This window comes from Bacillus sp. CZDM1, from assembly GCF_055502545.1.
Genome location: NZ_JBUESO010000010.1, coordinates 141,522 through 165,339 on the forward strand (window position 1 = coordinate 141,522; position 23,818 = coordinate 165,339).

Genomic DNA, 23,818 nt, shown 5'->3' on the forward strand with positions numbered 1-23,818 from the left:
GAATGAAAAAGTGGAGTTTTTTAGCATTAATGGTTTCAATGATATTATTATTAGCAGCATGTGGGTCTAAGGAAGAAAGCAAAACAGAAATAGCCGATGCAAAACAAGCTCCGACTGAGAAAATGACGATTGAACATAAGTATGGTGAAGTAGAAATTGACAAAAATCCAGAAAAAGTAGTTGTATTTGACTTTGGAATATTAGACACGTTGGATGAATTAGGTGTCGAAGTAACTGGAGTTCCACAAGCATCTGTCCCTGCATACTTAGAAAAATACGCTGGTGAAGGATATACGAACGTTGGCAGCTTAAAAGAGCCTGATTTTGAAGCAATTCATACGATGCAGCCGGATGTTATTTTCATCACTACTCGCCAAGCTGAGTTATACGAACAGTTCGCAGAAATTGCTCCAACTGTTTATGTGGAATTAGATTATACAAAATACATGGAGTCATTTGAGAAAAACATGAACCTTGTCGGTGAAATTTTTGACAAGAAGGATGAAGTAGCAAACTCTGTAGAAGAGATCAAAGCAAGCGTTGAAGAGGTAAATAAAAAAGCTTCTGCACTTGATAAAAAAGGATTAATTGTTTTAGCAAATGAAGGAAAAGTTAGTGCTTATGGACCAAGCTCACGTTTTGGTGTCATTCATGACGTGTTTGGTTTTGGAGCAGCAGATGAGAAAATTGAAGTATCCACCCATGGACAAAGCATTACAATGGAATACATTATGGAGACAAATCCAGACGTATTGTTTGTCATCGACCGTAACACAGCAGTAGGCGGCGAAGCTGGTGCCGAAAAAGTAATCGAAAATGAACTTGTTAAAAAGACAACAGCCTTCCAAGAAGATAAAATTATTTACCTAGATCCAGAAGCTTGGTATTTAAGCGGCGGCGGATTACAATCTGTAAAACTTATGGCTGAGGAAATCGAAGCTGCATTATAAGATTACGAGCCAGGTTTCCTGCCTGGCTTTATTTATAGGGAGGGATCGTTTATGTTTTATCAAGTTAGAAGAATTGTTGTAAAAGAAGGATTTAGTGAGCAGGTAGTCGAGAACTTTGCGAATCGTGGCGGTCTGATGGCTCAGCGGCCTGGATACATTGGAAAACAGATTCTAGTGAAAAAGGTTCGCCGCGGCGAAGAGGAAGTTATGGTTATGGTTCAATGGGAATCTGAAGAGGATTGGAAAAATTGGGAGAAGAGTCCAGAGCATATCGCCGCTCATAAGGCGAAGCCAAAGGCAGAGAAGCCTGAGTATCTTGTTGAATCCAGTCTTGATCTTTATTATGTAAAAGGATAAGTTTAATAGAGAGAGGCTGACTTGAATGATCACTTGGTGTGATCTCAACGTGTCAGCCTCTATTATTTATTCCTTTTCAATTTCTACGTTATGCTCTATTGCCAGTTCATCTAGCTGATCATTGTAGTCTTCGATTTGCAGGCGTCCTTCTTCTAGAAGTTGATTGGCTTCATCAATCAAATTTGAATCTTGTTTCTCGAGTGCTTCAATAATTTTCTCAAAGGCACTTAATTGAAGCTTAGCTCCGGAAAGGTAAAGGTCATGAATCTCTTTAAGTTCATCTGTTTCAATTGATACATCCTCAAGTTCAGTAATTAATTTAGTATAGTTGGGAACGACCACGTTTACGACGGCATCATACATGGTTTGATCATCCTTATAATTGACCCCGGCAACACCCTCATAAGCAGAAACAGCCTTATCCTCCAGTTCCTGTGCCGTCTTCATCTCCTCATTTAAATAGTTCAAAATGTCATCCTGAACAGGACCGCCGCAACCAGCCAAAACAAGAAAGAAACCAAATACCAACACAGCCAACACTCGCTTTTTTAGCATAACCCCACCCCCATCGACCATTATATGAACAAATGGAAGTCCACTATGTATGAACAAAATCGGAATAATTTTTAAAAACAATTGAATGCCTAACAATCTTTATGCAAGTCCATCATTAGATAAAGAAACAAGAATAATTATGGAGTGGGATGAATGAAATGGCAAAGAGAAACAGAGGAAAGACAATAAACTACCTGCCATCAAGAGGCCGAGGGACATGTCCTTTGTGTGGAAGGACAAGAATAAAGCTGTTATATCCACATAAAACAGAAACAAACCAAACCATCAAAGTATGCAAGAACTGCCGTATTAAATAACTAGAGTCAATGATGGTGATACAATAATGGTGACAGGCACCGCCCGTGGACACTTTCCACCCCAGGCGGACACTTCAATAAAAAAAAGGATTGGGCACCAGATTTGGTCCCAATCCTTTTTAATTTACAGAGAGTTTTTAGCTGCTTTTCTTGATACTCTTACTACGTTGAAGATGCTGGCTGCTAATCCGCCCCAGAGTATGACCATACCGACAATCATCATTGTGAGTGCACTTGCTGACATGTTAAGCAGCCTCCTTTTCAAGTTCTAATTTTGTATCGGTTTTCCACCCTTTAAGTGAGAGGAGGATTCCTCCAACAATACTAATCACTACTACTAGTAATCCTGCATACATGATTAAGTCTGTAGGATAGCCTTCATAATTTTCCTTAAGGTTCTGACGGGTGTTGTCAAACATCATATACCCAAGAACGATTGGTGTTACGACGCTTAAGCAAATCTTCCACCATGCTCCTACGCGTAAGTCAGAAATGGCATTTGAATGAGATTGCAAGCCGCCAAGCCCTTTGAAGAACCAAGCAATTAATACTACCTCTACCAGTCCTGCAGTAACAACCCCGAAGTTATTGATAAAATAATCTACAACATCAAGGAAATATAACCCGCCGTTTGTTGCAAATAGTAAAGAAATTATTGTTGCTGATAGGCCGCTTGTTAAAACTGCTTTTGTACGAGAAACATTGAATTTCTCCTGAATACCCGCCACAAACGTTTCTACAATTGAAATCAAAGATGTCATTCCAGCAAATACAAGAGATAAGAAGAACAATACACCAAAGAATCCATTCATTCCTGGGAATTCGTTAATGATACTTGGGAAGACAACAAACGCCAGTCCAATTCCGCTGCTTACTACTTCGTCAATAGCCACTCCTTGTTGATTAGCCATAAAGCCAAGAGCTGCGAATACCCCAATACCAGCTAGTAATTCAAATCCTGAATTGGCAAAAGCGGTAATGAACGCATTATTATTAATATCTGATTTTTTCGGCAGGTAACTTGAATAGGTTAACATGATGGCAAATCCAATGGATAAGGAGAAGAAGATTTGTCCGTAAGCGGCAATCCATACCTTACCATCCCAAATCATACTCCAGTTTGGTTTGAAAAAGGCGTCTAAACCTTGTATGGCGCCTTCGAGTGTTAAAGCACGAATTACAATGATCAAAAACATAACTACTAAGGTAGGAAGGAAAATCTTATTTAGCTTTTCAATTCCTTTTGAAACACCACGATATAGGACAAAAATAGTAACTGCCCATATGAAAAGTAATGGTATCACTACCCCTGGAACTAAACCTCCGATTTGTCCAGGTTTTTCAGCGATTTTTAAAACATCTCCGAATAAGAATCCGCTAGGGTCTGAGCCCCATTGTGTACCAAAGGAATAAATCGTATATTTTATCGCCCAAGCTACGATGACAGCATAATACGTACAGATTACAAAAGAGATTAATAGCTGCCACCAGCCAAGCCATTCAGCTTTTTTATTAATACGAAAGAGGGAGAGTGGTGCAGAGCCTCTATATTTATGTCCGATTGTGAACTCCATAATTAATATAGGAATACCTGCTGTTAAGATGGCAAATAGGTAGGGTAAGAAAAAGGCACCCCCGCCATTTTCATAGGCAACTGCTGGGAATCTCCAGATGTTTCCTAAGCCGACTGCGGACCCTACTGCTGCCATAATAAAACCGTATCTTGAACCCCATTGCTGACGTTTTTCCATTTTATAAACCTCCAAGATTAAATCTATCTATTCTGTGTTTTGTAAAAATTCAGATAACTATTTTGTTATATTAATATACCTATTATGTTTCGAAATGTCAATCAAATTTTTAAAAAAATTGTCGAAAAGATATTTAAAGGATAATTTTAATAGCATCTAACCATAATAAATACATTTCATTTATTTGGAGGGAATTGACTTATGAAACTGTTGGCTAAGGGGATTTTTACATTGGCAATCAGTTTATCTATTATGTTGACAAGTACTAGAGGAAACTGTGAAGCCACTGTGAATGAAGGGAATGGGAATATTAAAAATATTATTTTTCTAATTGGTGATGGTATGGGGGTTTCCTTCACTTCAGGGTATCGCTACTTAAAGGATGATCCGTCCACCATAGAACTAGAATCAACAGAGTTTGGCCAATACCTTGTTGGTCAACAGACGACCTTTCCAAATGACCCAAGCCATAATGTGACGGATTCTGCTGCTTCGGCAACAGCGATGGCGACTGGTATAAAGACCTATAACGGGGCAATTGGAATTGGAAATGATCACTCGAAATTAAAATCAGTTCTTGAAGCAGCTAAGGAAAAAGGGAAAGGAACAGGGCTCGTTGCCACTGCCCAAATTACCCACGGCACGCCTGCAGCTTTTGGGGCACATGTTACTCAGCGGAAAAACATGAGTGCGATTGCTGATGATTATTTTCAAGATCGAGTAAACGGTGATCATAAAATAGATGTTTTATTGGGCGGGGGGGCTGATTGGTTTATCCGCAGCGATAGAAACTTAGTTGATGAGTTTGTTAAAGACGGCTACAGCTATGTATCTAACCTTAATGAGATGAAAGAGGACCATAGTACTCAGGTGTTAGGGTTGTTTGCCAAAGGCGGGCTTCCAAAAATGATAGATCGACCTAACGACGTTCCTTCCCTAGCAAATATGACTGCCTCGGCACTCGAACGGCTAAATAAAATCGATAACGGCTTTTTTCTGATGGTGGAAGGAAGTCAGATTGATTGGGCTGCACATGACAATGATATCGTGGGAGTAATGAGTGAGATGGAAGACTTCGAGAAGGCGTTTAGGGCTGCCATTGACTTTGCGAAAAAGGATGGACATACATTAGTGATTGCAACAGCTGACCATTCAACAGGGGGATTCACGATAGGTGCAAAAGGACAATATAATTGGTTTAGTTCAGTGGTAAAAGCAGTGCAGCGGACACCGGATTATATAGCTATGAAAATAGCTAAGGGTGCAAATGTGAAAGATACGTTAACGAAATATATCGACTTTCCTTTAACAAAAAACGAAATAAAATTAGTCGAAATAGCAGCAAGAACGCAAAAAGTAAAAAACATCGATAATGTCATCGAAGAAATCATTAACATCCGTTCCAACACAGGCTGGACAACAAAAGGACACACAGGCGAAGACGTAAACGTCTATGCCTACGGACCAGGAAGTGAACGCTTCAAAGGGCAAATCGACAACACCGACCACGCCAAAATCATCTTTGACATTCTTAAATGAAGTATTTTTGGTGCCTGTCACCGAGCGATTTTACTCGGTGACAGGCACCGTCCATGGACAGTGTCCACCCTAGGTGGACACTTCCCGCCTAGGGGGACAAAAGGGGATAATTCGTTATGCTTTTGTGTGTTTGATTGAATAGGCTGCGAGTTGTACACGGTTTTCTAGTTCTAGTTTTTCTAGTAGTTTTTTTATATGGTTTTTTACTGTGTTTTCTGCAATAAAAAGGTGTTGCCCGATTTGTTTGTTGGTCAAGCCTTCCGAAATTAAAAGCAGGATTTCCTTTTCTCTAGGTGTTAATGCTTTTAAAGTTTGAGAATGCTGCAGGTCTTTTTCTCTAAACTGATAGAGCAGTTTTCCTGCCATTCCCCGAGTTGTTTCGATGGAACCGTCGACAACCGAGTGAAGATATTGGAGCCATTCATCTGGATCCATATTTTTGAGCAGATACCCTTGTGCGCCATATTGAATAGCGGTAAATAAATCAGCAACATTATCAGAGACACTTAACATAATGACTTTTATGAAAGGGGAGGTCTCTTTAATAATTTTTGTAGCCTCTAACCCATTTAAAATCGGCATTTCAATATCCATTAAAATAATATCAGGAATCAATCTCTGACTTAGTTCGATTACTTCTCTTCCATTTTTTGCCTGACCGACAATTTTGAAATAGGGGTCATCCTCAAGCATTTCACTAATGGCCAGACGTGCGTGGGGATGGTCATCCGCAATTAAGATACGAAATGGATTTGTCACCTTACCTTTCTCCTTTCAAAATTATTTTTGTTCCAAGTTTCTCTTCTGAAGTGATTTCTAAAGAAGCCTCTAATCGCTCTGACCGTTCCTTTACCATGGAAATTCCATATTTATTTGACTGTAGTTCGGTAATATTGAATCCCTTCCCATTATCTTCTATTATCATTTCCCATTGTGAATCACTTGTTTGCAAAGTGAAATTCACCCTAGATGCCTCTGAATGCTTTCGAATGTTTGTAAATGCCTCTTGGATAATTCCAAATAATTGCACTTCGTCAGCAGGAGTGAAGAGAGAATCCTTAATAGAAATATCAGTGAGTATATCAATCCCTGACACAATACTCCAATCTTCAAGCCAATTCTGAATCCGTTTTGAAAAAGAAACATGTTCGCTTGGACTGATACGTAAATTGAAAATTGCTTGACGTAAATGCGTGTCAATCGAATTAACAAGCGCTCCAGCTTCGTCTATTTTTCCTTTTTTTAAATGTACCTTAAGTAAAAAAAGGGTTTGGGCAATACTATCATGTAATTCCTTTGCCAGTCTTTCTCTTTCTTCATAAATAGCGTGCATTTCTCGTTCCTTTGTAATCCGTTGGTTTTTCAGGTCAATCGTGCGAAACATCCACGTGGAAAAGATATAAGAAATGATAAGGGTTAGGATGGTAATCACAAAGTTACCTGCCGTCATTGAAAGATTATGAAGCAGTACACTATGCCGAAAAAACTCAAATCCACCAATTAATACAGTTGGAATAAAAATGCTAAAAAACTTTAATGTACGATAGGACATGATTATTGCTCCCTTTTCACTTGTTCAGTCTTTACAATAGGCTGTTTTCATAAAGAGTCTTACAAAAAATCCAAGATTGCTCTTGGATTTTTGACAGTAGTTCGTTCTTATTGCTGTTTACGATACAAGTGTAACAAATCAACCATGAATTTATTAGTGTTAAGATGGTCATTTTTTAGCATTGTGACCAATTTTCCGTCTTCCATAAATAAAACACGGTCCGCCACCTCTGAGGCAACATCCATCATATGAGTTGAAAAAATAATGGTTGAGCCGCTATTTTTAATATCTTTTAGAAGCGTAATAAAAACATCAATCCAATAAGGGTCTAGACCATTAGTTGGTTCATCGAGAATCAAAACAGCGGGTGTCGCTGCCCACGCCTGTCCAAACAGCAGCCTCTGCCGCATCCCTTTGGATAAGTGCTTGACCATTTCGTGTTTTTTTTCTTCCAGCCCAAGAATTCGAATCACTTCCATTATACGGGTTTGCGGAATATTTCTGAAAGACCCATAAAAACATAAAAACTCCTGTACGGTCAGGGTCTCTTGAGCATAAAATTCATCTGGCATATACCCAATTAGGGATACATACCTTTTTCTATTTTTAAGCAAATCTACATCTTCGATGATGACTGTGCCCTCACCTGGAGAAGAAATGCCGGCAAGGATATGGAGTAATGTGCTTTTCCCAGCGCCATTTCCTCCACAAAGGGCAATGCATTCCCCGGCTGCTACTTTCAATGAGAAGGGGTGAAGGGCTATTTTCTTTTTAAAAACCTTTGAAGCACTTTTAATTTCTAGGCGATTAGTCATTGCACCAGTCTCCTTCTCAAAATGAAGAATGATAGTGTTAATAATAAGATAAGGTAACAAAGTAGATAAACCAAAAGAATGAACCAGCTGGCATTAGATTGAATGAGTTGAACAATAGAATCATAGGATTGACCAAATATCGCCCCGCTGTCCCACTTAATGATTAGAAAAACACGTAGAAACTCAGAAGGATTTAAGACCATTGCAATCTTCATTAACGCATCAATCATCGTGTAAGGGACCAAACCTAACACCGCAATAAGTGCTGTGGGCCAAATCATTATCAGAAAAAACCAGATGGCTACCGTTAACGTTAATGCTTTCCATCTTGTTCGAGCTAAGGTACCGAGAAAGATGCCTAGAAGGAGAAAAGTAAAGATGAGAAGCAGTGAAAATAGATAGATGCCAAGCAGCCACTTTATTGATAGCTCGATTCCTGCCGCCAAACCAATTGCCATACTGATTCCATAACTAAGTGTGAACACAACTGTTTGTGCAGTAAACAAGCCAATAAATTTTCCGAATAAATAAGTAGGAATACTAATAGGATAGGTACATAATAAAGCCCATTGTCCGTTTTCAAATTCATTTGTAATGGAAAAAGAGCTGATAATCATCATAAATAGGGGGAGTAAATATAAAATAATATTTACAATGGTCCCTGTAATATTGGTAAAGCCAGAAATACTATCATTTGTCCCTTCTAGCAAAAAGAGGAGTGAAAATACTGAACACCAAAGGAGTAAAAAAGAATAATAAGAGCGTTGCCGTGTCATTGTTTTCCATTCAGAGAACCATAAATTTCTCATAGGTTGACTTCCTTTCAAGTAAAAAGACAATCTTGATTGACTGCCTTTTTGACTTCATCTTCTTGATGCCTTTGGGTAGACTCTTAGTGAGCACTAGCTTTCGTATCTTCCTTTTCACTATGGCCATCCATTTTCATTTTTTTCATTTCTTCCATCATTTCTTTATTTTTTTCCCATGAATGCTTCTCTAAGTCGGTATAGGTTAATAGGCTGCCTTCATTTTCATCAATGAAATTTTGCGCATCATCTTTGGTTGTAAAAGAGATTACATTGTAGGCCATTGGGGTTTTGATGGCTTTACCATACACATAAGTGGCATTTTCCATTTCAATCCACTCACTTGTGGAATAATCTCTAACAAACTTGGCATCAACTTTTTCATTCTCGTTTTCCTTCATCCATTGATTCATACAACCAATATCATCAAAGACGATTGCTTTCCCGTTTTTAAGGATAATTTCAGTAGCAAATTGGTTATCTTTTACCTGCATATTGCAAATTTCACATTTAGCCGTTTCTTCATGAATAGCCTCAGGTTTTATTTTTTCGTTTCCACAGCCGGTGATCATCAATAATGCAAGGATTGTAATTAGAATTATTTTTAAGATATAGCGGTTCATATTTTTTTCCTCCCTAAATAGATAAATAGTAGACTACTAATAATCATGAACATACTGATCATCCATGAGATAGAACGGCTAGTTTCCTGTTTGATATCAAAATGGATATTGTTCTTCATTAAAGGGCTATCATCCGCTACAAGGACACTTTCCGGACTCTTTAACATTTTTTGCAGCAATAACATTCCAGGGTGTTGAAAAAATAATTGATAAGCCGGAACGTCCTTTGATAGATTAAGAAAATATGGATCGGCCCGGTATGGAAGGTTACTTATTCTATCCCCATCTGTATCAAGCTTCAAAGCTGCATCCCAGTAGTTATTTTCGATGATATTATGGGTCTCTTCTTTTGCTTGTATCTCATTTACATTGCTAGAAAAGGAATTGTTTGTGATTCGATTATTTTCAATTTTGGTTATTTGGGCTCCGATAAAGTTGGCAGTAAAATTGTTGCTGACGATTTCATTGTTGTTTGAATCCTCCATATACATTCCAACTCGATTCGTTGATATGGTATTTTTGCGAATGGCAGATTCATGAATATCATAGAGTAGAAGTCCCTGTGCATTCACATTCTGGTTATTATCCGTTAATTTATTTGCCTCAATGAGGGAACCTTTGGTGCCCATAATCATGGCACCTGTAAAATTTTGCTTAGAAATGTTATCTCTAATAGATATATAATTTGAAAACATAATGTGAAATCCGTATCTTGAATTCTGAACGGTATTTTCTATAAAGGTGTTATGGTGGCTATTTTCCATATAGAATCCGTCTTCGACATGTTTCATTTGAATACGTTCAAATCTATTAGAATTTGATTGCCACAAGTCAACCCCATTTTCACTGCCTTGCCCCGAGATCGTTATATTTCGCACCATCGATTTTTCAGTATTATCGAACTGGATTCCTCGTATTGGAGTTACGATTGTTAAATCCTCAAGTAAATGATTTTGACCGCTGACTAAGATAGCCGCGGGGCTTTCGTCTTTAGGACAGCTCACTATTGCAATCCCTATAAGGCTAACGTCTTGACCAGTTACAGTAATCATTGGCTTGGTGGAACAGGATTGGAAAGTGGCTCCCTTTTCGCCAACTAGTACAATGGGCTTATCTAGAACGATCGGTTCGTGGTAAACTCCCTTTTTCAAATAAAGAGTACCGCCTTCCATGGTTGAATCAATTCTTGATTGAAGTGTCTGATCAGCAAAAACCTCCCTGCTATTTAGTAAAGACATCAAACCAAAAATAATAAAAAACGACATAATAACCTTCATAATAAAAAAATTCCTTCCTGAGAAAGACCTTTATACTACTAAATTAGTTAAAATCACCATTATTTCATATGACCCTTTGGGGCTATAATTCCTATGAATGTGAACTTTTTTTGAACAAAAAAATATCAGAAATTGTTTGCTAATTTCTTCACATTCGGGTGCTCTTTTTTATTAAAACCAATTTTATAATGGTGATAAGATAAATAAACTAGAGGAGCACTCTAATATGAAAAGAAGGATAGTGAAGGGCGCGGTTTTTACTTTATTAATATGTATTGGATTGTCGGCATGTGGAGAGAAGGAGAAGGTAAAGGCTCCGACAAATCTTCCATCAGAGAACCAGGAGGCAGTACAAAACAGTGAGATAACTCCAGAGGAGCTTCTAGACAGTCTTCGTAATCATACGACACTTGTACCTATTGGAGATATACCGATTCCTGAGGATAATCCGATGAAGCCGGAAGTGCTTGAACTTGGTCGAGCGTTATTTTTTGATCCGAGACTTTCAGGGAATAATCAGGTTAGCTGTGCTGCTTGTCATGACCCAAATTTGGGTTATGGCGACGCAAAACCGACTTTTGATAAATATACAGGCGGTAATGGTGCAAGGAACAGCCCAACTGTCATTAATTCCGGTTATTACACGTCCAACTTTTGGGATGGCCGAGCGGCTTCTCTAGAGGAGCAAGCACTGGGACCGATTCAAAATCCTGATGAAATGAACCAGCCGATTGATGAACTTATTAAAGAATTATCAGCCATAAAAGGCTATCGAGAACGTTTCCAAGCGGCATTTAATGAAGGAGTAACAGAACAAAATATTGCAAAAGCCCTTGCTGCTTTCCAAAGGCAAATTGTTGTAAACGATACTCCTTACGACAGGTTCCTGGAAGGGGAAACAGAGGCATTAACGAAACAAGAGATCAGTGGACTCCGATTGTTCACAGGAAAAGCCTTTTGTGTGACCTGCCACAATGGACCCAACCTATCTGATAACAATTTTTACAATATCGGACTCAATACTGAAGACGAAGGCCGAAAAGCGGTTACAGAGCAGGAAGGGGATTTAGGCCGAATTCGTACGCCTGGATTATATGGAATAACTCATACTGCTCCATACATGCGGGATGGCAGTCTTACTACACTTGAAGAAGTAATTGATTACTATGACCGTGGCGGCGATGACCACCCCGATAAGAGCTTTTTTATCCAAAAATTTATGAGTCCTATTGGCTTAACAGACCAAGAGAAAGCAGATTTATTGGCTTTTCTAAAAACCTTAGGTGGAGAGCCGCCGATATATACAAAACCAGAGCTTCCGTAAAGTAATAAATGCCTGAGCCCCTATAAGCTAGGGGCTCAGGCATTTATTTTATGGATGTCTCCAATTTTTTAATGACCTTTTTGTAGTGTTTAATAGAGGTTAGTTTGCCAGTATAGGAAACTTGGTTTTTATCATCTAAAGATATGAACGTGATGGCAAGCTTCGGAAAAAATTTCTTGGACCGAAAACGAAGGTCTTTCCAGTAAATAAAATAGCCGTTTTTTCTTTTTTGAACAAAAGGGTAGGCAAAATGGGTGCTTCTAAGGAAGCTGTCAACCTGCTGATCTTTGCTGCTGTTTAAAACCAAACCAGGGTAGTCTATTTTCTTTGAAAAGGTGTGCTCTATCCATAAGTCTCCCTTCGAGAATGACCCAAATAAAAAGTCTTGACTGGTTTCAATCATAATATTCCAGTGGAAAGCAGCTGTTTTAGGAATCATTTTTATCTGAAGTGCATTTTGAAAATGCTGTTTAAGCTTCCATTTCGTATAGTGAGTAGATATCATCCGAATGAAAAGGTAAAGGACAATTCCTAAATAAACGAAAGAAAAGACTCTCCCTGTATCAAAAAAAGGAAGCAAACTAAATCCAAGGACATGGAGCATAATGATATATGGATCAACTAAAGGGAGGAAATCTAAGGATAGCCATTTTGTAGAAAATGGGCGTAATGCCTGTGTACCATTTACATTAAACAAATCTAAAAGAACATGTAAAATAACGGCAAGCAGGACCCATAAGAATAAGTGTGAAATAGAGCTGACTTGGAGGAATGGCAAAATGGCTGAAGTAGTAAGCATGCTCCATATAGGGATGGCTGGCAGTGAGTGTGACCACCCCCGGTGATTTTTTAAATAACTGCTTTTCCCCTTCAATCGATACATAAAGTCAAAATCAGGTGCGTTAGATCCGACAACAGTTCCGATAAGGACGGCGGTCGATAAGGCACTATTGTTTGAAACCACAGGGTCAATTTGAGCAAGAGCGCCAAGGCCGAAGCCAATAATAATGTGAGAAAATGTATCCATTACCCTTCCCCCTTAGCTTCAAGCATATATTTTTTTTGCGGGTTCATTGATAACACTAGAATATTGGTGTATAACATCTTCAAAAATCTGATCCCACTTTTGTGTAAGTGCATACTCCCTAGCATTGCTCGCCATTTGACCTCGTAAAGATTCATTATCTAACAAGTGAAGGATATTAATGATAAAATCCTCTGCCTTCCCCGGTTCGCACAAGTATCCGGTAACGCCTGTCGAAATAATATTTTTCACTCCTCCCGCATTCGCCCCAATTACAGGTGTCCCGCTTGCAAGAGCTTCAAGAACAACATTTCCAAAGGTTTCAGTGGGAGAGGGGAAAACAAATAAGTCTGTTGCTGAATAGGCCTCGGCTAATTCAACACCTTTCAAATAGCCGGTAAAGGTCATATTTGGAACTTCGGTCATTTTGAGCTCGTCGAGAAGCGGGCCATCACCTGCAATGAGCCAATGTACTTGGTCATTTATTTCAGGAGGTAAAGAACCAGCGACTTTCATGAGCGTTTTTAAATCCTTTTCTGGCGCCAGTCTGCCAACATAAGTAAGGATGAATTTTTCAGAAATGGCATATCGATTGCGAATATTCTCTTTCTCATAAAATGGATGGTAGAATTGGCAATCTACACCTCTTGGCCAGATTTCTAGATTCCTGAAACCTCGGTTATTTAGTTTTTCGAAACTATCCATTGAAGGTACAAAGAGTTTTTCAAAAGAACGATGAAACCATTTCATATATTTCCAAAGAGGTTTAGCTAGGAATTGCAGGTCATAAAAATGTAAATAGTCATTGAAGTCGGTATGATAGGAGCCGACAAGGGGTATGTTTAATTTCTTAGCAAAATATACACCGGAAAGACCAACAGTGAAAGGAGTTGCGACATGAATCAGATCTGGAGAAAATTGCTCAATCTCTGCCTTAAGCTGCAGGATGTTAGGAAAAGCTAATCTACATTCAGGATAAAGGAAAAAGGGCAGGCTTTTTAATCGGTGAATATGGTCTGAAATATATTCATTTGAAACAGAAATAGGAGCAAAAACCTTATAAGAAATATCCTGAGTTTCAAGATAGTCAGTAAATTTTTTGAGTGTATTTGCAACCCCGTTTACTTCCGGATAAAAGGTATCTGTGAAAATAGCAATTTTCATATTAGCCCCTCCTGTTGTTAAATCGAATCATTTCTAATATATGAAATAAAAACAGAGACCTCCGAAGCACGCTCCTAGAATCCCCCCTGCAATAACGTCCGAAGGATAATGAAGCCCTAAATAGATTCTCGAAAGCCCTACAGACAGCCCTAAAGGAAAGAGAATAGCAGCTAATGAGGGTATATGAATCATAAAGGGAACAATAACCGAGAAAACAGCTGTTGTATGACCTGATGGAAAAGAATGATCTTTCAAAGGGTTAGGTAAGATTTTTGTTGTTTCGATTTGTAGATAGGGCCTTTTTCGCGGGAAAAGCTTTTTAACCAGTTGAACAGGTATATGACTTAGAGCTAAGGCGGCAGCACTTGAAATGGCTGTAAGTCTAGTTTGATTTGATGAAAAGATGACGAGTAACAATGTTGTTACACTGATAAAGAGAGCACCGCCAATTTGAGTGATCGTACGGAAAAAGAGATTCATCATCCTTTTATCAAAATGGCTATTAATCTGTTCAAAAACTTTGCATTCAAATTGATATAAGGTTTGGATTTTTCTCATCATGACTGTGTCTCCCTTTAATTATGTAGTGGGGTAGAATTTACATTTACAATAGTTGATCTGCCAATCGATACGTAGGTAATCGGGTACCGCTCTATATCCTTAAGGGAATAGCAATTTCGGCCATCGAAAATAATCGGTTCCTTCATATAGGCAGCGTACGCATCCAATGGAAGATGCTTTATTTGGTCCCATTCTGTGGCAATGACAGCAAAGTCGGCATCTTTAAGCGCTTGCCGAATATTCGTTGTGTATTCAATTGAATCTCCTACAAGCTTATGTGCTTTGGGAATTGCCATCGGGTCATAAGCAGTAATCATTGTGCCTTCATCGAGTAATTCCTTAATAATTGTTAAGGAAACAGCTTCACGGATATCGTCAGTTTCTGGTTTAAAAGCAAGACCAAGCAAGGCTGCCTTTTTCCCTTTTAACGATCCGACTATTTCTTTTGCCTTCGATACTAGAAGGGAGTGCTGATACTGATTGACCTTAATGACGGACTGTAGCAATTCAAAGGGATGATGGACATTGCCTGCCAGCTGAACGAGCGCTTTCGTGTCCTTTGGAAAACATGAACCACCATAACCAATTCCGGCCTGAAGATTGGAATTCCCAATTCGTTTATCCATTCCCATTCCGTAAGAAACTTCCTCAATATTTGCCCCCACTTTTTCGCAAAGATTGGCAATTTCATTGATAAAGCTAATCTTCGTTGCAAGAAAGGCATTGGATGCATATTTAATCATCTCTGCACTCCGAATATCTGTGAAGAGTATCGGAATCTTTGATGGAAGGTAGAGCTGTTCCATAATAGATGCTGCTTCTGGATTATCAGTGCCGATTACGATTCGATCCCCTAAAAAGAAATCCATTACCGCTGAACCCTCGCGAAGAAATTCAGGATTGGATACAACATCAACCATGAGGTGACGAGGCTTGCGCTGTTTAAAAATTTGCTTGATCATATCGTTTGTTCCAACGGGGACGGTGCTTTTAGTACATACAATTACGTCTTTCTTTATTGAGTTAGCAATGGTATAAACAGCCCCATAAATATAAGATAAATCAACTGCACCATCTCTTTTTTCAGGAGTACCAACTGCAATAAAGATGATATCGGCCTCTGAGTATGCTTGGTTCGGGTTCGTAGTAAAACAGAGTTGACCGTTCGAGAGGTTCTTTTCTAATAAAGGTTCCAGTCCAGGCTCATAGAAAGGGATGTGTCCTTTTTCGAGCATTTCTATTTTCTCTTTTTGAGTGTCTAAACAGGTTACTTGATGTCCAGATTCAGCAAAACAAACTGCTGTAACTAACCCGACATTTCCTGCTCCTGCAACTGTAATCTTCATCATATCCCTCCAAATAGTAGTGGTTTGTTCTATTTTATCTGAAAAATTTGAATTCTTTCTTAACCTAGTGTTAAGAGAGTGTAAAGACTTTGTATAGTATGAAGGGACCTAGCGCTTGTTTGCGTGAATAAAGTAAAGACCTGAGCCCTGGTGCGTTTTTTAGTGAACGCAACATGGCTCAGGTCCCTATTTTGTGTACCGATTGGCGTAACTTGAGGCTACGAAGGCATTGGGTTTAATTTTCGGTTCAACCCCCATAGATTCCATCCGTGCTACCATTTCTTTCACAAATTCCCTTGTTTTATTGCGTTTTCCGGCACCAATATCCATATGGCCTTCCATGGTAAAGGTTGCTCCCTGGTAGACAAAGGGAAGGACGATATTGATTAATCGAGTTTTTCTTTCCTCGGTAAACAATGCGACAATGTCCTCAGTTAATGAGAGCTCAAAAGAAATTCTTTCATGCAGCTGCGTCATCTTTCTTGGGATTATAATCTTTCTAATACAAGCCCAAGCACCTTTACCCTGATTTTGAATAACAATTCCCGTAATAAAAATGGTATGTCTTTTATGGACCTGTGAATCCGTTCCGACCATTAACCGATAATTCCCGCTTGGCGCTATGTTCATGAACTTTACAATGTTTTCGAATACCTCTTCAAACGACATACTTTTCTCACGAAGATTCTGAAACGAATAATCAAAAACCTGATAATTTTTCATTTAAAACACCACATCTTTCCTTTCTGGAAGTAATTACACTTACAATTCTTAATATTATTTTATGGAATAAGAATTATTCTTGTGCAACAGGAAATGGACAGGCAGCAAACAAAGTTTTCCAAACACAAAATCACTATATCCAACAGGTTTTTGAAACCAATAAGGAAGGACGTTAAATTTTTGTAAATGAGAGAAAACTGTAATTAATAATCCAGCAAACTATTAAACAACTGTCCGCCTGAGGTGGACAATGTCTTTCTGTGGTGCCTGTCACCGAGCAGTGTCACCGAGTAGTGGGTGAGTAGTGTCACCCTAATGGAAAGATAATACATTGCCTGGATTTTGAGTTTTTGTTAAATTAGAGCTTTAAGTATAGAGAGAAATACGTTATGAGGAGGGATTTTAGGATGAAGTTAATAGAGAGTTTTATGAATGGAGCTAATACGCTGCTTTGGTCTTATGTGCTTATTGTTATGTTGGTAGGATTAGGGCTTTATTTTACTTTCCGGACTAAATTTGTTCAGTTCCGGATGATTGGGGAAATGTTTCGGTTAATGGGTGAAGGCAAGACGAAGGGGCAAAAGGGTATATCGTCATTCCAAGCCTTTTGTATTAGTACAGCTTCACGTGTCGGTACTGGGAACCTTGCGGGGGTAGCGATTGCGATTACCACCGGTGGTCCGGGTGCGGTTTTCTGGATGTGGCTCATTGCCCTTATTGGTTCAGCATCGGCTTTTGTAGAAAGTACACTGGCACAAATTTATAAAGTAAAAGATGGTGACACCTTCCGGGGCGGACCTGCTTACTATATGGAAAAGGCGTTAAAAGCACGTTGGATGGGGATTACGTTTGCAGTCTTAATCTCAATTACTTTTGGACTAGCATTTAATTCTGTTCAAGCAAACACCATTACTAGTTCTTTAAACAATTCTTTTGGAATGAATAAATCCGTTATTGCTGTAGTCTTAACACTTATTACAGCCGTGATTATTTTTGGCGGGCTAAAAAGGGTTGCTAAGGTTGCTGAGTGGATGGTTCCAATCATGGCAGGAGCTTATATTTTAATTGCCTTATATATTATGGTTACGAATTTTTCAGAAATTCCTGCTGTTTTTGCATTGATATTTAAGAGTGCTTTCGGGCTTGAAGAAGTGGCAGGCGGAGCGATTGGCGCTGCGATGATGAACGGAATTAAGCGCGGTTTGTTCTCAAACGAAGCGGGGATGGGGAGTGCACCGAATGCAGCTGCGACAGCTGATGTCAGCCATCCCGTTAAACAAGGTCTAATTCAGTCCCTTGGTGTATTTGTAGACACGCTTGTTATCTGCAGCTCTACGGCATTCATCATTCTATTATCCGGTCTATATACGTCTAATGAGGCAGATGGAATCATCTTAACTCAAAATGCTCTCGAGGGATCATTAGGCTCTTGGGCAGGTATTTTCCTTGCCATCATCGTATTTTTATTTGCCTTTAGTTCGATTGTTGGGAATTACTATTATGCACAATCGAACATTGAGTTTATTAAGAATAACAAACTGCTGCTAAATGGATTCCGTCTGCTTGTAGTTTTCATGGTAGCATTTGGTTCATTAGCTGATTTAAAGTTTGTATGGAGCCTGGCTGATTTATTTATGGCACTGATGGCAATCATTAATTTAATTGCTATTACTCTCCTTGGAAAAATTGCCTTTGCGGCACTTGCTGATTATAAAAAGCAAAAAGCAAGTGGAATAGATCCAGTCTTCTATGCCTCTAATATTGAAGGACTAAAAGACGTAGATGCTTGGGAAGATGCGCCGCTGAATATCAAATCCAAGAAAAAAATAGGTTAATCATTTGGGTGACAGGCACCACCGCGGTGCCTGTCACCTTTTTAAAAACCTTGTAAGAACAAGTGATTTTGATGTAATATGACTTTATTAGTTTTTTTGTGAATAGGAGTGCGTAGAATTGGCAGAAAATTTCGAAAGGCAGATTTTGACTTGGTTTGAACATTTTCATTCTCACCCCGAGGTTAGCTGGGAAGAGGTTAAAACAACACAGGCACTAGCAGATATTTTGGATAATTTGGGTGTTACATACCGTCGTTTTGATGATGTCACTGGGCTTATCGCTGAAATAGGCGAAGGGGATGATGTGATCGCGGTGAGAGCAGATATAGATGCTCTATGGCAAGAGGTTGACGGAGTTTGGCAGGGAAACCACTCCTGTGGTCATGATGCTAATATTTCAATGGTGCTTGGCGCACTTCTTTATTTGAAAGATAAACCGCTAACAAAAAAGGTACGTTTTATTTTCCAGCCAGCTGAGGAAAAAGGTAATGGTTCACTTTCGATGATTGAAAGGGGAGCCATCGATGATGTGAGCCAATTATTCGGGATTCACCTTCGTCCGATAGAAGAGCTCCCGCTGGGACAAGTTTCGGCTTCTATTCATCACGGTGCGGCAATATTTCTAGAAGGAAGAGTTAATGGGGTAGATGCTCACGGTGCCAGGCCGCACCAAGGTAAAAGCGCTCTTGACGTGATTGTTGGACTGCATCAGTTCGTCAAATCTATTTATCTATCACCGTTCGAAGCCTATTCTGCAAAACTTACAAAAGTTATCGCTGGCGGAGAAAGCCTAAACATTATCCCAGGTTCAGCGGAATTTGCCATTGATGTCCGGGCGCAAAAAAATGAAGTTTTAGAAAAACTGAAGGACCAAATTGACCACGGAATGAACAGCTTAAAAGACCTTTATGGGGTCGAAATCGAATGGAAATGGAGCGATTTTACGCCTGGTGCTGAGGTTTCTCCTGAAGCCGCAGCGATCGCCGAAGAAGCTATTCTGAGTGTTGCGGGCCATGAGGCGCTTTCACCGCCAGTAATCACTTCCGGAAGTGATGATTTTCATTTTTATACTATAAAGAATCCAAAATTGAAAGCAACGATGATTGGTGTGGGCGCTGACCTCCAACCAGGATTACATCATCCTAAAATGAACTTTAATACCTCGGCCCTAAATCTTGGGGCACGGATACTTGCTGAAACACTGCTCAGAGCATAAAAATAGGATTGCGATGCATATCATGCATCGTAATTTTTTTGTCTAAATTCTGCAAATTTTGGTTGACGTAAAATTAACCTATGTATAAAATGTAATTACCGACTATTTAACGACAATTACCAATTTTCTAACAAGTAAGCGCTAACAATATTTACTATCTAATTTGGGCGGGGGAATGTGTATGAAAAAAGAGATGAGTTTTAAAATGGCTGTGCTGCCACTTTTAGTCATGATCGTGGTAATGGGGATTACGATTATCGTCCTTGAACAAGGACCACATATTCCATTAATAATCGGAACATCAATTGCGGCTATCGTTGCTTGGCGGTGCGGTTATAAATGGTCAGAAATTGAGGAAATGATGTATAAGGGGATTCGCTTGGCGCTGCCTGCAATCGTTATTATCATTCTCGTTGGCTTAACAATCGGTGCCTGGATTGGCGGCGGAATTGTAGCAACCATGATTTATTATGGATTAAAGATCATTACCCCTTCACTATTTCTTGTTTCCATTACAGTCATCTGTATGATTGTATCTTTGGCAATTGGCAGCTCATGGTCAACAATGGGAACAATCGGTGTAGCAGGTATGGGAATTGGCTTAAGTATGGGAATTCCAGCACCAATGATTGCGGGTGCTATTATTTCTGGATCTTATTTTGGCGATAAAATGTCCCCATTATCTGATACTACTAATCTTGCATCCGGTTTAACGGGAACAGATTTATTTGTGCATATACGTCATATGCTTTATACTACCATTCCTGGTATCGTCATCACTTTGGTGATATATGGATTTATGGGCAGGAAGTTTGGGAATGAAGGAATGGATTCTGCTAGTATTGATAAAACGTTAGGAGTTCTCCAAGACAGCTTTGTGATTTCACCATTTTTATTAATCGTTCCATTATTGGTTATTATTTTAGTCGCGAAGAAGGTCCCGGCCATTCCAGCACTGATTATAGGTATTACACTTGGATTTCTCTCACAGGTAGTTATTCAGGGCGGGGACGTTTCGTCCGCAGTTGCAGCTCTGCAAAGCGGCTTTGTCATTGATACCGGAAATGAAATGGTGGACAACCTCTTTAACCGTGGCGGTCTTGATTCGATGATGTACACGGTCTCTATGACAATCGTTGCAATGACTTTTGGGGGAATTCTAGAGAATTCTGGAATGTTACAAGCTATTGTTAATCAGATTTTAAAGTTAGCGAAGTCAGCTAGAGGTGTCGTTGCCTCAACAGTCGTTTCCTGTTTCGCAACAAATGCAACATGCTCTGAACAATATATTTCGATTGTTATTCCTTCACGGATGTATGCAAAGGCTTATCGTGATAAAGGCCTTCATTCAAAAAATTTATCGCGGGCACTTGAAGATGGCGGGACACTTACCTCTGTGTTTATCCCTTGGAATACCTGTGGTGTGTTTATCTTTGGTACCTTGGGTGTTCATGCGTTAGATTATGGTCCATATGCAATTTTTAACTTGATCGTACCAATTATTTCTGTGATTTATGCTCTGACTGGAATTACGATTACAAAATTGACAGATGAAGAAATGCTTCAGATTAAAAAAGAAGACGAAACAGTCTCTGCTTAAAAAAATAAGGAAAGTTCACCTTAAAGGGAACTTTCCTTATTATTATTAATAGGCTGGCATGTTAAGTTCATAAATTGCCCTTGGGCGCCCTTGGTGGTACACCATTTCTTCGCCGACAACCTTTACATAACCGTTATCAGCGAGCTTTTTTACAATTCTTTCGGTGGAACGGCGGGTCACCTGAAGATAGTCGGCCAGGTCAGCAGTTGTAAATTGTAAGGACTGCCTTGATTTACTGAACTCAATAATTTTAGAAAGATTGCCAGGACTTAGCTTTGTTTCCTTTGCAATGTTTAAAAGCTCGGGATGGTCATTTTTTAAACTATGTTGTTTATGCTCATATGGGAAGGGTCCAACTAATTCCTTGTCTTCGGTTAGAATATAACCACATTTTGAGGACAATTCTTTTTCTGCAAAACGCAGGGCAATTTTAGCATGTTGATCTGCTTCTTTCAACGTTAATCCGTAACCAAAACCGACTAGAAGAGGACCTTTCCATTTTTCTAAAAAATCAATGACGCGATTTCTATCTATTTCCCCCCGAGTACTATATAAGGCAAATAGGGTTCCGTTTAATGGTTGAACATATGCGTTAAGCAGGTGAGCAAGGGTATTAATTTGGTCCTGCTGATGGTTTTGGAGTGAAAGGTAACCAACAGCGACTTGAGCAGCTTTACTCTTAATAAGCTCCCCTTGAGCTTTTGCTGATTGCAAACCGCGAATCAAGGAAACCTGCGGATCAGCCATTCGGATGGCAGGAACACCAAGAGAGTGGAGTCGATCATAAACCGCATGTACACTTGTTAATGCAATTTTCGTTATGCCTTGCTCCCAAAGATTGGAGTGAAATTGTACAATACTCTCTAAATTGAAACAGTCTTCAAGCAATTGTTGTTTAAAATCCATAATTTGCAGCGATTCAATCCTAATTTCACTTTCAGAAAGAACATTATTAATAATAGAAGCATCATACAAATCAATAGATATTCTCTCAAGTGGTACATTCCTATTTTGTGTAATAGCTAATAAAGAAGCAGCAATTGTTATTTCATCTTGAGTTAGAATAAGGGTTGGATATGGCAGGTTGTCGAAGTGCTTTTTTGAAAAATAGTAAGGAAGAGCCCCTGAGAAAAAAACAACATCACAAGGCTTTAATTTTCTAGTAAGCTCGGCAACTTCCTGTGGATGTTGATATATATAGGGATCAATTGTAATATCAGTCATTTGACCGGAGGCGCTTACAATTTTGCGCAAAAATTCACTCGAGCCGAAGACAGCAATTTTCGTAGCCATGTTTAACACATCCTAATTAACGTCTGTATAACGACAACTATATCATATTATTGTTTGGAGAGGAATGACTATTATGAAAATTACGTCAATTCAACTTTTTGCCATCCACTTACCTCTAAAAGAACCATTTATCGTTAGCTACCACACCTATAACCATATGCCGTCCATCATTGTAAAGGTCACAACGGATGAAGGAATTGTTGGGTATGGTGAAGGAGTACCGGATGAACATGTGACAGGCGAGACCTGGGAAAGCACTTTTGAAATGATTAAAAATACCTTAGGCCCAGTCCTGATAGGTCAAAACCCGATGGAGATTGAGCGAATTCACGAAGTGATGAACAAGGCAATATATGGAGCACCAACGGCAAAGGCAGCTATTGATATTGCTTGTTTTGATATAATGGGGAAAAAGCTGCAACAGCCAGTTTATCAGCTTATTGGCGGGCGTTATCACGAAGAATTTCCGATTACCCATGTCCTTAGTATCGCCGAACCTGAAGAAATGGCTGCTGAAGCTGCTTTAATGATGGAAAAAGGCTATCAATCTTTTAAAATGAAGGTTGGAACAAAAGTCAGCAAGGATGTTGAACGTATTAAAGCGGTTCGTTCGCAAGTAGGGGAAGACATTGCCATCCGTGTTGATGTGAATCAAGGATGGGTAAATAGCGCCAACACCATTACTGCAGTGGAGCAGCTGAAAAGCCTTGGGCTTGATTGGCTGGAACAGCCGGTTGCAGCAGATGACATCGATGGAATGGTCGAAGTGAAGGCGAAAACGACGATTCCGCTGATGATTGACGAGGGTTTAAAGGGAACACGGGATATGCGGGAGATTATACAAAAGCGTGCCGCAGATAAAGTGAACATTAAACTGATGAAATGCGGGGGTATTTATCCGGCTGTTAAGCTTGCACACCAGGCGGAGCTAGCGGGAATGGAATGCCAGATTGGATCGATGGTCGAATCCTCAGTCGGTTCGGCCGCCGGGTTCCATGTTGCTTTTTCAAAAAAAATCATAACAAGCGTCGAACTGACCGGACCATTGAAATTTTCTAGAGATGTTGGCAATTTGGAATATGATGTACCGTTTATTCGGTTAACGGAGAAGCCGGGGTTAGGGGTAGAAGTGAACGAGGAAACCCTGAAAGAGCTAACCGTTTTACAAGACTTTGTTCAATGAAGGAGGG

General features: G+C 39.4%; 23 protein-coding genes. 8 read left to right on the top strand and 15 right to left on the bottom strand.

The window, feature by feature from the left end; all coding sequences use genetic code 11:
* The first annotated feature begins 2 nt into the window (after nucleotides 1-2).
* Both ACY3XC_RS21600 and ACY3XC_RS21605 read left to right on the top strand, forming a co-directional pair.
* Entirely contained in the window at nucleotides 3-950 is a 948-nt protein-coding gene (locus tag ACY3XC_RS21600; protein ID WP_464870376.1) for a siderophore ABC transporter substrate-binding protein, read from the top strand.
* Between the two features lie 51 nt (nucleotides 951-1,001).
* Nucleotides 1,002-1,307: an antibiotic biosynthesis monooxygenase family protein gene (locus tag ACY3XC_RS21605; RefSeq protein WP_464870377.1), complete on the top strand. Its 306-nt coding sequence runs from the start codon at nucleotides 1,002-1,004 to the stop codon at nucleotides 1,305-1,307.
* A gap of 66 nt (nucleotides 1,308-1,373) precedes the next feature.
* On the opposite strand, the gene ACY3XC_RS21610 is transcribed toward ACY3XC_RS21605, so the two are convergent.
* The 3 genes from ACY3XC_RS21610 to ACY3XC_RS21620 all read right to left on the bottom strand — a co-directional run bounded on the left by ACY3XC_RS21610 (nucleotide 1,374) and on the right by ACY3XC_RS21620 (nucleotide 3,930).
* The gene (locus tag ACY3XC_RS21610) at nucleotides 1,374-1,862 is read right to left on the bottom strand and encodes a hypothetical protein (protein WP_464870378.1); all 489 of its coding nucleotides are present in this window, start codon (nucleotides 1,860-1,862) and stop codon (nucleotides 1,374-1,376) included.
* A 441-nt stretch (nucleotides 1,863-2,303) separates the two neighbouring features.
* Nucleotides 2,304-2,423 carry a methionine/alanine import family NSS transporter small subunit gene (locus ACY3XC_RS21615; protein WP_464870380.1) on the bottom strand — a complete coding sequence of 40 codons (120 nt, stop codon included), beginning with the start codon at nucleotides 2,421-2,423 and terminating at the stop codon, nucleotides 2,304-2,306.
* A 1-nt stretch (nucleotide 2,424) separates the two neighbouring features.
* Nucleotides 2,425-3,930 carry a sodium-dependent transporter gene (locus tag ACY3XC_RS21620; protein WP_464870381.1) on the bottom strand — a complete coding sequence of 502 codons (1,506 nt, stop codon included), beginning with the start codon at nucleotides 3,928-3,930 and terminating at the stop codon, nucleotides 2,425-2,427.
* A gap of 201 nt (nucleotides 3,931-4,131) precedes the next feature.
* Between ACY3XC_RS21620 and ACY3XC_RS21625 the strand changes: the two genes are divergently transcribed.
* Nucleotides 4,132-5,469 (top strand): alkaline phosphatase, encoded by a 1,338-nt coding sequence (locus ACY3XC_RS21625; protein WP_464870382.1) that lies wholly within the window; start codon nucleotides 4,132-4,134, stop codon nucleotides 5,467-5,469.
* A 114-nt stretch (nucleotides 5,470-5,583) separates the two neighbouring features.
* Here the strand turns inward: ACY3XC_RS21625 and ACY3XC_RS21630 are convergent, their stop codons facing one another.
* The 6 genes from ACY3XC_RS21630 to ACY3XC_RS21655 form a co-directional block, all read right to left on the bottom strand.
* Nucleotides 5,584-6,228, bottom strand: coding sequence for a response regulator (locus tag ACY3XC_RS21630; protein WP_179159436.1), 645 nt, complete (start codon nucleotides 6,226-6,228; stop codon nucleotides 5,584-5,586).
* A 1-nt stretch (nucleotide 6,229) separates the two neighbouring features.
* Nucleotides 6,230-7,021, bottom strand: a complete 792-nt coding sequence (locus ACY3XC_RS21635) for a sensor histidine kinase (RefSeq protein WP_464870383.1) — start codon at nucleotides 7,019-7,021, stop codon at nucleotides 6,230-6,232.
* A gap of 107 nt (nucleotides 7,022-7,128) precedes the next feature.
* Nucleotides 7,129-7,836, bottom strand: a complete 708-nt coding sequence (locus ACY3XC_RS21640) for an ABC transporter ATP-binding protein (RefSeq protein WP_464870384.1) — start codon at nucleotides 7,834-7,836, stop codon at nucleotides 7,129-7,131.
* On the bottom strand, nucleotides 7,833-8,645 hold the full coding sequence (locus ACY3XC_RS21645; RefSeq protein ID WP_464870385.1) for an ABC transporter permease: 813 nt from the start codon (nucleotides 8,643-8,645) through the stop codon (nucleotides 7,833-7,835). Before ACY3XC_RS21645 ends, ACY3XC_RS21640 begins: the two co-directional genes overlap by 4 nt.
* 83 nt (nucleotides 8,646-8,728) lie before the next feature.
* The gene (locus tag ACY3XC_RS21650; protein WP_464870386.1) at nucleotides 8,729-9,265 is read right to left on the bottom strand and encodes a nitrous oxide reductase accessory protein NosL; all 537 of its coding nucleotides are present in this window, start codon (nucleotides 9,263-9,265) and stop codon (nucleotides 8,729-8,731) included.
* The gene (locus ACY3XC_RS21655; RefSeq protein ID WP_464870387.1) at nucleotides 9,262-10,542 is read right to left on the bottom strand and encodes a right-handed parallel beta-helix repeat-containing protein; all 1,281 of its coding nucleotides are present in this window, start codon (nucleotides 10,540-10,542) and stop codon (nucleotides 9,262-9,264) included. The genes ACY3XC_RS21650 and ACY3XC_RS21655 overlap by 4 nt, the downstream gene beginning before the upstream one ends.
* A gap of 226 nt (nucleotides 10,543-10,768) precedes the next feature.
* On the opposite strand from ACY3XC_RS21655, the gene ACY3XC_RS21660 reads away from it, so the two are divergent.
* Complete coding sequence (locus ACY3XC_RS21660) at nucleotides 10,769-11,866, top strand: cytochrome-c peroxidase (protein ID WP_464870388.1); 1,098 nt, start codon at nucleotides 10,769-10,771, stop codon at nucleotides 11,864-11,866.
* A 43-nt stretch (nucleotides 11,867-11,909) separates the two neighbouring features.
* Here the strand turns inward: ACY3XC_RS21660 and ACY3XC_RS21665 are convergent, their stop codons facing one another.
* From ACY3XC_RS21665 to ACY3XC_RS21685, 5 genes are all read right to left on the bottom strand, one after another.
* Nucleotides 11,910-12,893: a metal-dependent hydrolase gene (locus ACY3XC_RS21665; RefSeq protein ID WP_464870390.1), complete on the bottom strand. Its 984-nt coding sequence runs from the start codon at nucleotides 12,891-12,893 to the stop codon at nucleotides 11,910-11,912.
* Between the two features lie 18 nt (nucleotides 12,894-12,911).
* Nucleotides 12,912-14,054 carry a glycosyltransferase family 4 protein gene (locus ACY3XC_RS21670; RefSeq protein WP_464870391.1) on the bottom strand — a complete coding sequence of 381 codons (1,143 nt, stop codon included), beginning with the start codon at nucleotides 14,052-14,054 and terminating at the stop codon, nucleotides 12,912-12,914.
* A 33-nt stretch (nucleotides 14,055-14,087) separates the two neighbouring features.
* Nucleotides 14,088-14,615 (bottom strand): phosphatase PAP2 family protein, encoded by a 528-nt coding sequence (locus tag ACY3XC_RS21675; protein WP_464870392.1) that lies wholly within the window; start codon nucleotides 14,613-14,615, stop codon nucleotides 14,088-14,090.
* Nucleotides 14,616-14,629: 14 nt separating this feature from the next.
* Nucleotides 14,630-15,961, bottom strand: a complete 1,332-nt coding sequence (locus tag ACY3XC_RS21680) for a UDP-glucose dehydrogenase family protein (RefSeq protein ID WP_464870410.1) — start codon at nucleotides 15,959-15,961, stop codon at nucleotides 14,630-14,632.
* 186 nt (nucleotides 15,962-16,147) lie between these two features.
* Nucleotides 16,148-16,684, bottom strand: coding sequence for a ribonuclease H-like YkuK family protein (locus ACY3XC_RS21685; RefSeq protein ID WP_464870393.1), 537 nt, complete (start codon nucleotides 16,682-16,684; stop codon nucleotides 16,148-16,150).
* Between the two features lie 407 nt (nucleotides 16,685-17,091).
* On the opposite strand from ACY3XC_RS21685, the gene ACY3XC_RS21690 reads away from it, so the two are divergent.
* The 3 genes from ACY3XC_RS21690 to nhaC all read left to right on the top strand — a co-directional run bounded on the left by ACY3XC_RS21690 (nucleotide 17,092) and on the right by nhaC (nucleotide 21,335).
* Nucleotides 17,092-18,519, top strand: coding sequence for an alanine/glycine:cation symporter family protein (locus ACY3XC_RS21690; RefSeq protein ID WP_464870394.1), 1,428 nt, complete (start codon nucleotides 17,092-17,094; stop codon nucleotides 18,517-18,519).
* A 118-nt stretch (nucleotides 18,520-18,637) separates the two neighbouring features.
* Nucleotides 18,638-19,735 (top strand): amidohydrolase, encoded by a 1,098-nt coding sequence (locus ACY3XC_RS21695; RefSeq protein ID WP_464870395.1) that lies wholly within the window; start codon nucleotides 18,638-18,640, stop codon nucleotides 19,733-19,735.
* Nucleotides 19,736-19,916: 181 nt separating this feature from the next.
* Nucleotides 19,917-21,335 (top strand): Na+/H+ antiporter NhaC, encoded by a 1,419-nt coding sequence (nhaC, locus tag ACY3XC_RS21700; RefSeq protein WP_464870396.1) that lies wholly within the window; start codon nucleotides 19,917-19,919, stop codon nucleotides 21,333-21,335.
* A gap of 45 nt (nucleotides 21,336-21,380) precedes the next feature.
* Here the strand turns inward: nhaC and ACY3XC_RS21705 are convergent, their stop codons facing one another.
* The gene (locus ACY3XC_RS21705; protein WP_464870397.1) at nucleotides 21,381-22,628 is read right to left on the bottom strand and encodes a transcriptional regulator; all 1,248 of its coding nucleotides are present in this window, start codon (nucleotides 22,626-22,628) and stop codon (nucleotides 21,381-21,383) included.
* A gap of 73 nt (nucleotides 22,629-22,701) precedes the next feature.
* Between ACY3XC_RS21705 and ACY3XC_RS21710 the strand changes: the two genes are divergently transcribed.
* Nucleotides 22,702-23,811 carry a mandelate racemase/muconate lactonizing enzyme family protein gene (locus ACY3XC_RS21710; RefSeq protein ID WP_464870398.1) on the top strand — a complete coding sequence of 370 codons (1,110 nt, stop codon included), beginning with the start codon at nucleotides 22,702-22,704 and terminating at the stop codon, nucleotides 23,809-23,811.
* Nucleotides 23,812-23,818: the final 7 nt, after the last annotated feature.

What these genes read in the sequence shown, in the direction of transcription:
- ACY3XC_RS21690 (WP_464870394.1), top strand. Translation starts at nt 17,092, where the DNA reads ATGAAGTTAATAGAGAGTTTTATGAATGGAGCTAATACGCTGCTTTGG.
- ACY3XC_RS21615 (WP_464870380.1), bottom strand. Translation starts at nt 2,423, where the DNA reads ATGTCAGCAAGTGCACTCACAATGATGATTGTCGGTATGGTCATACTC.
- ACY3XC_RS21600 (WP_464870376.1), top strand. Translation starts at nt 3, where the DNA reads ATGAAAAAGTGGAGTTTTTTAGCATTAATGGTTTCAATGATATTATTA.
- ACY3XC_RS21605 (WP_464870377.1), top strand. Translation starts at nt 1,002, where the DNA reads ATGTTTTATCAAGTTAGAAGAATTGTTGTAAAAGAAGGATTTAGTGAG.
- ACY3XC_RS21655 (WP_464870387.1), bottom strand. Translation starts at nt 10,542, where the DNA reads ATGAAGGTTATTATGTCGTTTTTTATTATTTTTGGTTTGATGTCTTTA.
- ACY3XC_RS21675 (WP_464870392.1), bottom strand. Translation starts at nt 14,615, where the DNA reads ATGATGAGAAAAATCCAAACCTTATATCAATTTGAATGCAAAGTTTTT.
- ACY3XC_RS21660 (WP_464870388.1), top strand. Translation starts at nt 10,769, where the DNA reads ATGAAAAGAAGGATAGTGAAGGGCGCGGTTTTTACTTTATTAATATGT.
- ACY3XC_RS21620 (WP_464870381.1), bottom strand. Translation starts at nt 3,930, where the DNA reads ATGGAAAAACGTCAGCAATGGGGTTCAAGATACGGTTTTATTATGGCA.
- ACY3XC_RS21650 (WP_464870386.1), bottom strand. Translation starts at nt 9,265, where the DNA reads ATGAACCGCTATATCTTAAAAATAATTCTAATTACAATCCTTGCATTA.
- ACY3XC_RS21635 (WP_464870383.1), bottom strand. Translation starts at nt 7,021, where the DNA reads ATGTCCTATCGTACATTAAAGTTTTTTAGCATTTTTATTCCAACTGTA.
- ACY3XC_RS21685 (WP_464870393.1), bottom strand. Translation starts at nt 16,684, where the DNA reads ATGAAAAATTATCAGGTTTTTGATTATTCGTTTCAGAATCTTCGTGAG.
- ACY3XC_RS21640 (WP_464870384.1), bottom strand. Translation starts at nt 7,836, where the DNA reads ATGACTAATCGCCTAGAAATTAAAAGTGCTTCAAAGGTTTTTAAAAAG.
- ACY3XC_RS21710 (WP_464870398.1), top strand. Translation starts at nt 22,702, where the DNA reads ATGAAAATTACGTCAATTCAACTTTTTGCCATCCACTTACCTCTAAAA.
- ACY3XC_RS21645 (WP_464870385.1), bottom strand. Translation starts at nt 8,645, where the DNA reads ATGAGAAATTTATGGTTCTCTGAATGGAAAACAATGACACGGCAACGC.
- nhaC (WP_464870396.1), top strand. Translation starts at nt 19,917, where the DNA reads ATGAAAAAAGAGATGAGTTTTAAAATGGCTGTGCTGCCACTTTTAGTC.
- ACY3XC_RS21665 (WP_464870390.1), bottom strand. Translation starts at nt 12,893, where the DNA reads ATGGATACATTTTCTCACATTATTATTGGCTTCGGCCTTGGCGCTCTT.
- ACY3XC_RS21705 (WP_464870397.1), bottom strand. Translation starts at nt 22,628, where the DNA reads ATGGCTACGAAAATTGCTGTCTTCGGCTCGAGTGAATTTTTGCGCAAA.
- ACY3XC_RS21680 (WP_464870410.1), bottom strand. Translation starts at nt 15,961, where the DNA reads ATGAAGATTACAGTTGCAGGAGCAGGAAATGTCGGGTTAGTTACAGCA.
- ACY3XC_RS21625 (WP_464870382.1), top strand. Translation starts at nt 4,132, where the DNA reads ATGAAACTGTTGGCTAAGGGGATTTTTACATTGGCAATCAGTTTATCT.
- ACY3XC_RS21610 (WP_464870378.1), bottom strand. Translation starts at nt 1,862, where the DNA reads ATGCTAAAAAAGCGAGTGTTGGCTGTGTTGGTATTTGGTTTCTTTCTT.
- ACY3XC_RS21670 (WP_464870391.1), bottom strand. Translation starts at nt 14,054, where the DNA reads ATGAAAATTGCTATTTTCACAGATACCTTTTATCCGGAAGTAAACGGG.